Annotated in this window: 13 protein-coding genes and 1 tRNA gene; 2 read left to right on the top strand and 12 right to left on the bottom strand. The window is 35.5% G+C overall.

Going from position 1 to position 10748, the window contains the following annotated elements; translation table 11 throughout:
• Positions 1–411 precede the first annotated feature (411 nt).
• From rplA to HGPG_RS08535, 8 genes are all read right to left on the bottom strand, one after another.
• Positions 412–1113 carry a 50S ribosomal protein L1 gene (gene rplA, locus HGPG_RS08500; protein WP_019125657.1) on the bottom strand — a complete coding sequence of 234 codons (702 nt, stop codon included), beginning with the start codon at positions 1111–1113 and terminating at the stop codon, positions 412–414.
• Between the two features lie 39 nt (positions 1114–1152).
• Positions 1153–1578, bottom strand: a complete 426-nt coding sequence (gene rplK, locus HGPG_RS08505; RefSeq protein ID WP_019125658.1) for a 50S ribosomal protein L11 — start codon at positions 1576–1578, stop codon at positions 1153–1155.
• A 47-nt stretch (positions 1579–1625) separates the two neighbouring features.
• Positions 1626–2168 carry a transcription termination/antitermination protein NusG gene (gene nusG / locus HGPG_RS08510; protein WP_019125659.1) on the bottom strand — a complete coding sequence of 181 codons (543 nt, stop codon included), beginning with the start codon at positions 2166–2168 and terminating at the stop codon, positions 1626–1628.
• A 14-nt stretch (positions 2169–2182) separates the two neighbouring features.
• Positions 2183–2398: a preprotein translocase subunit SecE gene (gene secE, locus HGPG_RS08515; protein ID WP_019125660.1), complete on the bottom strand. Its 216-nt coding sequence runs from the start codon at positions 2396–2398 to the stop codon at positions 2183–2185.
• Positions 2399–2407: 9 nt separating this feature from the next.
• Entirely contained in the window at positions 2408–2557 is a 150-nt protein-coding gene (gene rpmG, locus HGPG_RS08520) for a 50S ribosomal protein L33 (RefSeq protein ID WP_010242627.1), read from the bottom strand.
• Positions 2558–2682: 125 nt separating this feature from the next.
• Positions 2683–4980, bottom strand: coding sequence for an ATP-dependent DNA helicase (locus HGPG_RS08525; protein WP_019125662.1), 2298 nt, complete (start codon positions 4978–4980; stop codon positions 2683–2685).
• A 37-nt stretch (positions 4981–5017) separates the two neighbouring features.
• The gene (locus HGPG_RS08530; RefSeq protein WP_019125663.1) at positions 5018–5482 is read right to left on the bottom strand and encodes a tRNA (cytidine(34)-2'-O)-methyltransferase; all 465 of its coding nucleotides are present in this window, start codon (positions 5480–5482) and stop codon (positions 5018–5020) included.
• On the bottom strand, positions 5476–7032 hold the full coding sequence (locus tag HGPG_RS08535; RefSeq protein ID WP_019125664.1) for an NAD(P)/FAD-dependent oxidoreductase: 1557 nt from the start codon (positions 7030–7032) through the stop codon (positions 5476–5478). The genes HGPG_RS08530 and HGPG_RS08535 overlap by 7 nt, the downstream gene beginning before the upstream one ends.
• A gap of 82 nt (positions 7033–7114) precedes the next feature.
• On the opposite strand from HGPG_RS08535, the gene lepB reads away from it, so the two are divergent.
• The gene (gene lepB, locus HGPG_RS08540) at positions 7115–7636 is read left to right on the top strand and encodes a signal peptidase I (protein ID WP_019125665.1); all 522 of its coding nucleotides are present in this window, start codon (positions 7115–7117) and stop codon (positions 7634–7636) included.
• A 10-nt stretch (positions 7637–7646) separates the two neighbouring features.
• On the opposite strand, the gene HGPG_RS08545 is transcribed toward lepB, so the two are convergent.
• From HGPG_RS08545 to HGPG_RS08555, 3 genes are read right to left on the bottom strand one after another with little or no spacing between them, the layout of a single operon-like run.
• A complete protein-coding gene (locus HGPG_RS08545; protein ID WP_019125666.1) occupies positions 7647–8795 on the bottom strand; it encodes a sensor histidine kinase in 1149 nt (382 codons plus the stop codon).
• Positions 8782–9456, bottom strand: a complete 675-nt coding sequence (locus HGPG_RS08550) for a response regulator transcription factor (RefSeq protein WP_019125667.1) — start codon at positions 9454–9456, stop codon at positions 8782–8784. Before HGPG_RS08550 ends, HGPG_RS08545 begins: the two co-directional genes overlap by 14 nt.
• Positions 9453–9929, bottom strand: a complete 477-nt coding sequence (locus HGPG_RS08555; protein ID WP_019125668.1) for a dihydrofolate reductase — start codon at positions 9927–9929, stop codon at positions 9453–9455. Before HGPG_RS08555 ends, HGPG_RS08550 begins: the two co-directional genes overlap by 4 nt.
• A gap of 160 nt (positions 9930–10089) precedes the next feature.
• Between HGPG_RS08555 and HGPG_RS08560 the strand changes: the two genes are divergently transcribed.
• Positions 10090–10163, top strand: a tRNA-Cys gene (locus HGPG_RS08560).
• Positions 10164–10212: 49 nt separating this feature from the next.
• On the opposite strand, the gene HGPG_RS08565 is transcribed toward HGPG_RS08560, so the two are convergent.
• Positions 10213–10668 carry a VOC family protein gene (locus tag HGPG_RS08565; RefSeq protein ID WP_019125669.1) on the bottom strand — a complete coding sequence of 152 codons (456 nt, stop codon included), beginning with the start codon at positions 10666–10668 and terminating at the stop codon, positions 10213–10215.
• Positions 10669–10748: the final 80 nt, after the last annotated feature.

A 10748-nucleotide genomic window follows, 5' to 3' on the forward strand; every position in this document is an offset into this window, starting at 1 on the left:
GACTGCTGTCGGTCGTAAGGATAACCCTTCGTACTTTTGCAATCTCGTGGTGTTGATGCTTTATTATTTGCTGATTTTTTCTTGTAAAAACTCTGAGCGTAATAGTTACTTTTTAGCTTTTTATCTACCACATCAGGCAGATAGAAGGCTCTTAATTCGTAAACTTTAGCATCAGATAAAAACTACCTGAAAATTTCGGTAACCACCGTAAAATACTTAAATCAACATTTGATATTATAGCTTTTTATTTTTTTAATTGCAAGTTTTTTTTCTTAAAGAAATTAAGATTTCATAAAATTGTCACAAAGTTAATTTTAAAAATTTCTCATAAAAAAGGACTTAAGTTTAAACTTAAGTCCTTTAAAAAAAACCCTGCTTCATAAGAAGTTGAGGGGTTTATCTTAGGTGTTTTTATTTTTCCATTAATTTTTGTCCATTGATTTTAATTCCAGGACCCATTGTTGATGCAACTGTTACTGATTTTAAATAACGACCCTTTGCAGCTGCTGGTTTTGCTTTTATTATAGCCTCTGCAATTGTCTTAAAGTTTTCAGCAAGTTTATCAACTCCGAAAGAAACTTTTCCGATTGGAACATTAATGATTGCAGCCTTGTCTACTCTGTATTCAACTTTACCTGCTTTAGTTTCTTTTACAGCTTGTTCTACATCAAATGTAACTGTACCTGATTTAGGGTTTGGCATAAGTCCCTTTGGTCCAAGAACTCTACCGATTTTACCAACTACGCCCATCATGTCTGGAGTTGCAATAATTACATCAAAATCAAACCAGTTTTCGTGTTGGATTTTTTCAACTAATTCTTCTCCACCTGCATAGTCAGCACCTGCTGCTTCTGCTTCTTTAATTTTTTCTCCCTTTGCAAGAACAAGAACTCTAATTTGTTTACCTGTTCCGTTAGGAAGAACTACAGTACCTCTTACTTGTTGGTCAGCGTGTCTTGGGTCAACACCAAGTCTTACTGCAAGTTCTACTGTTTCGTCAAAGTTTGCCTTAGCAGTCTTTATAACTAAGTCAAGAGCTTCATTTACATCATATAAATTTGATTTATCTACTAGCTTTGCGCTATCTTGATATTTTTTACCTCTTTTTGGCATATTTACCTCCTTCGTGGTACTTGCGGCCTAGCCTCCCACTTATCTTTCTACTTCTATACCCATACTTCTAGCTGTACCTGCGATCATTTCCATAGCAGCTTCAACGCTTGCTGCGTTAAGATCAGGCATCTTTGTTTTAGCTATTTCTTCTACTTGAGCCTTTGTCAATTTTCCAACTTTTTTCTTGTTAGGTTCACCACTTGCCTTAGCCATATTAAGAGCTTTCTTAATAAGAACTGCAGCTGGTGGAGTCTTTGTGATAAAAGTGAAAGAACGATCTTGATAAACTGTTAGAACAACAGGGATAATCATACCTGCTTGATCTTGAGTCTTTGCGTTAAATTCCTTTGTGAACTGCATGATGTTTACACCATGTGGTCCTAGTGCAGTACCAACTGGTGGAGCTGGTGTAGCTTTTCCTGCAGGAATTTGTAATTTTACTAATGCTATGACTTTTTTTGCCATTTTATTTCCTCCTTGTGGTAATGCGGGTTTACCCTCCCACACATTTCTTACTCTTTAATAATCTGATTGAAATCCAATTCAACAATTGTATCTCTTCCAAACATTGAGATACATACCTTAACCTTAGCTTTGTCGTAATTGAAGCTGTCGATTTTACCTACCAAATCTTTAAATGGTCCATTAATAACTTTGACAACTTCTCCTACTTCGAAGTTATCGAATAACTCTTTGCTATCGGTAACTCCTAGTAGCAACACTTCTTCATCTGTTAGTGGCACAGGTTTTGAAGCTGGTCCAACGAAACCAGTTACTCCTCTTGTGTTTCTCACAAGATACCAAGTTTCGTCGTTCATAATCATGTTTACAAGGACATAAGATGGAAACATCTTTCTTTCCTTTGCCTTGGAAACTCCATCCTTAGTTTCAACATAGTCTTCCATAGGAATTCTAATGTCGAAGATGACATCTTCCATACCACGATTGTGAACCATAGCTTCCATGTTTGCCTTTACTTTTTTTTCATAACCTGAATAAGTGTGAATTACATACCATTTTGAAGCTTCATTGCTATTAAGTTCTTGTGTATCCAACTAAAACACTCCAATCAATAAATAAAACCAAATAAAAACATTATGATTTTATCATATGCTAATAGTAGTAATGATGACAAAATAACTGCAACAATTACTATTATAGAATATTTGATTACAGTATCCTTAGTTGGCCATACAACCTTTTTGAATTCAGATTTCACACCTCTAAAGTATCTACCTAGACCGCCTTTTTTTTCTTCAGTCTTAGGTGCTGTTTTAGTAGCCATAAATCCTCCTTACTTAGTTTCTTTGTGAGTTGTATGTTCTTTACAGAATTTACAATACTTCTTTAGTTCCAATCTTTCAGTAGTATTCTTCTTGTTTTTATATGTCACATAATTTCTGTTTTTACATTGTGTGCATTCAAGTACTACTCTATCTGCCATAAAAACACCTCCAGTGCTAAAAAAAAGAGCCGCCTTTGGCTCCTTCTAATTTACTAAGTAATACTACCACATAAGTCCCTTTTTGTAAAGCTATTTGTGATAAATTTTCTCTATTTTTTCTGCTTTTAATTATTTTCTTCTCCATCAAAGTTTTTTAAGATTTCACTTATTTCAGCTGAGTCCATAAAATCATAAATTTCCCAGTGATTTGGCAGCAAAAATTTGTAGGGTTCAAGGGAAAATCTCTTGTCCATTAAGAGAATTTTTCCTCTGTCATCTTCAGTCCTTATGACGCGTCCTGCCGCTTGCACAACCTTTATCATGCCTGGATAAATATAGGCGTATTCATAACCTCTCTTGTACTTTTTTTGGAAGTGACTCTTTAAAATATTTCTCTCATAGGAAAGTCCAGGTAGACCCACAGTTGTTATGGCGACGCCTCTCAGTCTCTCGCCAATTAAGTCTATGCCCTCAGAAAAAACTCCACCCATAACTGCAAAGGCTCTTGTGCTAGAAGAAAAGGTAAACTGGTTTAAAAATTCTTGGCGGTCAGCTTCTGTCATGTCCCTATCTTGCTTAACTGCCTCCTGGTCTATATCAAGGTATCTTTCGTAGACACTTTCCATAAAGGCATAGGATGGAAAAAAGAAAATATAATTTCCATCATCGTCAGAAAAATTTTTAAGATTTTCAATTATTTCATCAATTGAATCTTCTCTATCCCTATAAAGTGTGGAGATCTTATTATTTCTAAGGACCAGTAAATTTTCCGGGTCAAAGGGGGATTTTATCTTGTAATAGTTTGTCCCTTCATCTGCTCCTAAAAGTTTTCCGTAATATTTTATGGGGCTTAAGGTTGCTGAGAAAAAGACAGAAGACCTAGGTGTCCTCAAAATATTTTCAAAAATTGGCGCAATGTCAAGGGACTTTATTTTTACAAAGTCTTCGCCTTTTATTGATACAAAATCTTTATTGTAGTATTCCAAAATTTTGATGTACTTAAAAAGTTTAAAATATATGTCAAGGGCATCTTCATAGCCCCGGGCTTCCTTGTCCTTGGTCAAGAAGTCATTCATGGAAAAAACTGTCTTTTCCACCTCTCCATTAAAGGCTAAAAATTCATCATAGGAATAAAAAGTTTTTTGGCCGAGTTTTTTAAACTCTTCTAGGGCATTTGAGAGATGCTTTCTGGCAGCTTTTCTCTTCTTGGGAAGAAGGTCTAAAAGTTTTTCCAAGTCTCCGATAAAAACTTCTGCCGAGTACATTTCCCTTCCCCTCTCCAAGAGGTTGTGGCTCTCATCAATGAGGAGGGCGAACCTGAGCATGGAGTTTTCAAAAAATCTTTTGAGATAAACTGTGGGATCAAAGATGTAATTGTAGTCGCAGACAATGAAGTCAGAGAAGTCCAATAAGTCCAATTGATATTCAAAGGGGCAGACCATGTGAAGTCTTGCAAATTTTTCAATATTTTCCCTAGAAAAATTGTCGCAGGAGTCAAAAATGTCTATTATGGCGTCGTTGACCCTATCAAAGTGTCCCTTGGCATAGGGACAGTCCTTGGGATTGCAAGAAACTTTGTCATTTAAGCAAATTTTTTCCTTGGCAGTGACAATTGTAATCTTTAGTTTTAATTTTTTATTTAAAAGTCTTTCCAGGGCATCCTTAGCAGCATTTTTCCCCGTAGACCTTGCCACTAGATAAAAGGCCTTGTCGATTCTATCTTCTCCCATGGCTTTGATTGTGGGGAAAATCGTAGAAATTGACTTGCCAATGCCCGTTGGCGCCTCGACAAATAATTTATTTTCCTCATCAATGGTGTTATAAACTGCAACAGAAAGCTCCCTCTGTCCCTTCCTAAAGTTTTTAAAGGGAAATTTTAATTTTTTTATAGACTGGTCCCTAAGATCTTTCCAGTCAACAATTCTCTTGGAAAACTCCAAATATTCCATTAAAGTTCCCAAAAAAAAGTCGCGAAGTTCTCCAAAGGAAAAAGTCTTTTTTATGTTTAAAGTTTCTTCTGTTTCAAGTTGAAAATATGTTAGCATTACATTTATTTCATCGAGTCCATGATCTTTTGCATAGATATAGGCGTAGCACTTAGCCTGTGCCCAGTGCATAATATTTTCTTCCTTTTTAAGGTCTTCTAGGTCCCTTGTAGTTGATTTTATTTCGTCAACTGTAACTTCCTGGGAAACTTCAATGCCATCGGCGCGACCTTCCACAGTGAAAATTATGTCTTCAATTTCTTCTGTAGTCCTCAAAAAAACTTCTGTCAAAAAATCTTTGGAGTATTCCCTTTGGACTTTTTGATGTGCTCTTATGCCCTCGACAGCTCTTTTGTTGGAAAAAAATCTCCTGTCGATGTCGCCAGATCTCTTGACGAATTCTATTAAATTTCTTACAGAGATTTTTACTTCCTTCACATAAATCCACCCTTATTTAAAATATTTTCTCAAAAAATTATTCCAAATCTAAAAAATCAAGTTGTCTTAAAGCTTCAAACAAAATAATATTTGCAGAATTTGACAAATTTAAACTCCTGCCATAATCCTTTAACATGGGAATTCTTATTGCCATGTCATAGTTTCCAAAAATTAAATCTTCTGGAAGACCTCGAGTTTCTGGCCCAAAGACTATGAAGTCGCCATCCTTAAATTTCACATCAGAATATTTTTTCTTTGCCTTGGTGGAGGCGAGATAAAAATTGCTGTCTGGATATTTTTCCACAAGTTCATCATAGGAATCGTAATAATTTATGTCTACAAGGTGCCAATAATCAAGCCCTGCCCTCTTTAAATGTTTATCGTCAACTTCAAAACCAAGAGGCTTTATTAGGTGCAGCCTCGTCTTTGTAAGGCCGCAAGTCCTTGCAATTGCACCTGTATTAAAGGGAATTTCTGGCTCATAAAATACTATATTTAACATTTTTTGTCTCCTTCTAAAATTTCTATGGCACATTTAAGTCCGTCAAGGGCAGAAGAAATTATTCCTCCAGAATAACCTGCACCTTCTCCTACGGGAAATAAATTTTCCACTTTTATGCTTCTATAATTTTCTCTCACAATCCTAACTGGCGAAGATGTCCTTGTCTCCACTCCTGTTAGGATTGCCTCGTCACTTGAAAATCCATGGACTCTTTTATCCATTACCCTTAGGGCATTTTTTATGGCGCGATTAATGGATTCTGGATAAATTTCATTTAAATCAGCAAAGACATAGCCTGGCTTAAAAGTTGGCTTCACCTGACCAAGTTTTTCAGTCACCCTATTTTCCATAAAGTCCTTCACTCTTTGGACAGGTGCCTTGCCCTGACCCATGTCATAGGCTTTCTTTTCAATTTCATTTTGAAAATTCATGCCAGCTAGGTTTCCCTCTCCAAAAATTTTCTCATCAATACTTGCAACTACGGCTGAATTTGAATTGTCGCCAGACCTATCGTGATAGGACATGCCATTTACAACAAGCTTACCTTCTATTGAAGATGAGTTTACCACATAGCCGCCTGGGCACATGCAGAAGGTGTAAACAGAATGCGCCTGGTCTTTGTCTGTGACATTAAGCTGATAAGTTGCCGCAGGAAGTTTGTCGGAGATCATGCCGTATTGTGCCCTTTCAATATTTTTTCTAAGATGCTCAATTCTAAAGCCTACAGCAAAGGGCTTTTGCTCAAGTAAATTATACTTATCAAGCATAGAAAAAGTATCTCTCGCAGAATTTCCTATAGCTAAGATGTAGGCATCAGCAACATATTCTCCCTTGTCTGTTATTATTTTATTTATTTTTCCATCTTCTATGTCAAAATCAATAAGTTTTTCGCTAAATTTATATACTGCACCCTGAGTCTCAATTTCACGCCTCATATTTTTTATCACGTCACGCAAAATATCTGTGCCAATGTGGGGCTTTTGCTCGTAGAGAATATCTTCTGGCGCTCCATTTTCCACAAATATATCAAAGACATGAGAGACCCTCTTGTCTTTTGAGCGAGATGTTAATTTGCCATCAGAAAAAGTTCCTGCACCACCTTCTCCAAATTGCACATTAGAATTTTCGTCAAGCTTTCCAGTCTCGTGAAGTCTGTCAATGTCCTTTACTCTCTCATCAACTGCCTTGCCCCTTTCAATTAGGGTCACCTTTACGCCCTTCTTTGAAAGCAAATAGGCAGCAAAAAGTCCTGCAGGTCCAGTTCCAACTACCACTGCAGTTTTTATATTGTTAAGATTATTAACTTCAAGCTTTTCTTCATGAAATTCGTCGATATTATTTTTAAGTCTCTTTAGAATTTTTTTATCTATGTCCTTTAATTCTAAATCCACTAAAACTTGATAGACGTAATTAATTTCACGTCTTGCATCTAGGGATTTCTTGTAAATTTTGTAGTCAAAGTCCTTTTTATTTAATTCCTTTTCAATTTTCCCTCGCAAAAATTTTTCGTCCTTGTCGTAGGGAACTTTAATATTTCTTAAAATAATCATATTTTCACCAAAAACATTATAACACGAAAAAATCCCATTTTACCAAATTGTGATTAATGCTATAATAAAAAAGGAGGTTATAATGAAAAAAGATTTATCTTACATAAAAGTTATAGTTATTGCAGTTATACTTGCACTTTTTATGAGAACTTTTCTCTTTAATGTAGTTAGAGTTCAGCAAACTTCAATGTATCCAACTGTAAAACCCAATGATATAATTTTGTCATCTTCCCTCTACAGGTTCAAAAAAGATTTTAAAAGAGGCGACATTGTTGTTTTTAAATCTACTTCGGAAAACAAAATGTTAATCAAAAGAATCGTAGGACTCCCTGGAGAAAAAGTTGAAATTTATGATGGCTCAATTTATATTGACGGGAAACTTTTAGAAGAAAAGTATTTTAAGGAAAAACCCTATACTCTATCTCCTACAAGTGAATTTGAAGTCCAAGCCGATGAATTATTTGTGCTTGGTGACAACAGAAGTCCTGACGGATCTGTGGATTCAAGGATTTTTGGTCCCATTAAAATAAAAAACATAAGATCTCATCCTTTTTATAGGATCTTTCCAATAAATTCAAAAAAACTTATAAATGAAATAAACTAAAATAGAGACCTCATTGGGTCTCTTTTATTTTGGGCAAAATTATTTCAAATACTGTTCCTATAACTTCACCCTTTTCATTTTTGTTGTCTAAAATTTTTATGTCGCCCCTTAATTTTTCCATTATATTTTTCACAAGGTTTAAGCCAATGCCATAGCCGCCACTCTTTCGGTTTCTGGACTCATCGACCCTATAAAACAAATCAAAAACTTTCTCCTTGTCTTCGTCCTTGATTCCCACGCCAGTATCTCTCACTTCTATAAAATAATTTTCTTCATCCTCTTTAAGGTCAAAGGAAAGACTTCCCCCATCAATATTATAAAGTATTCCATTTTTGCCAAGGTTAAAGAGGACTCTCTCTAGCAAAATGTCATTGGAATAAATTATTTTATCTTCCAACTTGGAAATAATCTTCACATTTTTTTCTTCTGCCAAGTCCTCCAAGTCAAAGGCAACTTCTTCCACTAAGTCTCTTAGGTTAAAATTTCTTAAAACTGCATTTTCCCTGCGATTTAAAAATAAAAGGGACTCAATGATTTTTGAAATTCTGTCTATGTTTTCGTCAAAATTATCTAGAAGATCTTTTAAGTCCCCATCAGAAACTTTATTTTTCATTAGATAAATTTCAAGTGAAGACTTCATTATGGAAATTGGAGTGTTTAGTTCGTGAGCAATGGCAGATGAAAGGGCCTTTTCCCTGGCATAACTTGAATAAATTTTATCCAGAGATCTTTCAAAGGCAAGGGAAAGCTCTTCAATCTCTTGGGACTCTCCCGGCATATAAATATTTTCTTCACTCTTTATCCTGTCCACATCGATCTCTTGAACTTTTTCCTTTAAGTCCTTTAGGGGTTTTAAAAGTCTTGAAACCAAGACATAATAAACGAGAGACCCAAGGGCAATTGTCCCTGTCATAACCATGAGAGAAAAGTTTTTTATCTCTTTCGTTGATTTTAATTTTGAATCTTCAAGGACAATGAAATAATCGTCGCCCTTGTTTTTTTCTTCCTGGACAATTTTTTCGCCAATATCTAAAATTCTCTTCTCTTGATACTTGCCTATGATGTAGTTTGAGGTCGCAGTCATTATTATAAAGATGAGAATTATGGAAAAAATCAGCTTGAAGACCAGGGTGTTCTTTGGGTTTTTAATTTTCTTCATCAATAATGTAGCCCTTTCCAATTTCATTTCTTATAATATTTTTCCCCAGCCTTGACTTTAGTTTTTTCCTAAGAGCAGACATATGAACCCTCACCACATTAGAAAATAAGTCCACCTCGTCATTCCAGACATGCTCCATGAGCTCTTCTGTTGTGACATATCTTCCCAGGTTGAAAAATAAATATTCCAAGATGCCTGCTTCCTTGGCTGTGAGCCTTAAAATTTCACCATCAATGCTAAAGGTCCTCTTTGTCGTGTCAAAGCTTATGCCACTTGTTTCTATTACTGCATTTTTTATTGTCGTTTGTCTCCTAAGAAGGGACCTAATCCTTGCCTTTAACTCCTCAAAGTGGAAGGGCTTTAGGACATAGTCGTTGGCACCCAAGTCAAATCCTTTTACCCTATCGTCAACATCTGCTAGAGCAGTGAGCATTATAATATTGACTTCCCTGTCCCTCTCTCTTATTTCCCTTAAAATTTCAAAGCCATCTTTTTTGGGAAGATTGATGTCTAAGATAATGAGGTCATAATCATTGGTAAAGGCCATAAAGGACCCTTCTTCGCCGTCAAGGGCTGTGTCAACTACATAGCCAGAGTGGGTCAAGCCCTCCCTTATGGATTCCAAAAGCCTTTCTTCATCTTCAACAACTAAAATTTTCATTTTATCCTCTTCCATCTTTCGTGGTAAACTTTATAAGTTGGATCTTTTATTTCGCTTTTATCAATTAATTCAAAATCATCAAAGACAGGAATAAAAGTATCTGCACCTTCCACTACTGTGTCAACTCTCGTAACAATTAACTCATCAAGCCTATCCCACAAGAGCTTTACAATTTCTGCGCCGCCAATTACAAAAACTTCCTTGTCTGGATATTTTTTCATAATCTCTTCCAACTTTTCTATTGAATCAATATAAAACAAATCCTTCTTGTCTTCTCTATTAGACCTAGTGAAGACTACAGAAATTCTGTTGGGGAGCTGCCTGTCTATGGCATCAAGGGTATGCCTGCCCATGACAATAATATTATTTGTTGTATAATCCCTAAACATGTGAAGGTCATCATCTACGAACAAAATTTGTTCTCCATCCTTAGCAATGGCATTCTTGTTGTCAACTAATATCAATAATTTCATCTTATCACCTATAAAAAATTTCTTAACCTAATCATAGCCTAGAGTCAAAATTATTCAAAGACTTTTGAGGCTTTTATTTCAAAAAAATTTTACATAAATAAATATAATGTAAAATTCATCTTGAAATTTTTATCTTTCTCTGCTATACTAATGTTGTTATGGCGACATAGCCAAGTGGTAAGGCACGGGTCTGCAACACCCTTATCACCGGTTCAAATCCGGTTGTCGCCTCCATATAATCTACTGATTTTTAGTCAGTAGATTTTTTTTTGCAAATTTTTAACTAGTCTATGCTTTCTATTGCTTCTAAAATATTTCCATCGGGATCGTAAAAATAAATTGCCTTGCTCTTTCCAAATCCATAGTCACTTGAGTCAAAGACTTGTGGCTTTGACATAACTCTTACATCCTTCTCAAGTAAATAAGCATAAAATTCTTCAATATCTTCCACTGCAAAGCAAAGTTCTGAAATTGAAGTTTTAAAAAGTGAAGGAGTATCCCTTTTAACTTCTCCTCTTTCAAACTCTATTAGCTCCACATCGGGGCATCCAGCACCTTCCTTTGGACTTAGGTAGGCAACCCTTGCCCTTATGTCTTCTCCATTAAATAACTTGTCTGTGGATTCACCCTCCATGTACATGTAACCCTTATAGGAAAGACCTAGAAGATCTCTATAAAATTTTATGGACTTTTCAAGATTTGTGACGGTAAGACCAATGTGTGCAATGCTTTTTATCATAAAATCCCTCCAGTTTCTATCTTAAAACAAGAATATCAATAAAAAATTTTTTTGTAAAGTTTGACCTTCTTTAAAGTGGC

The organism is Peptoniphilus grossensis ph5 (assembly GCF_000311825.1).
Taxonomy (GTDB): domain Bacteria; phylum Bacillota; class Clostridia; order Tissierellales; family Peptoniphilaceae; genus Peptoniphilus_A; species Peptoniphilus_A hominis.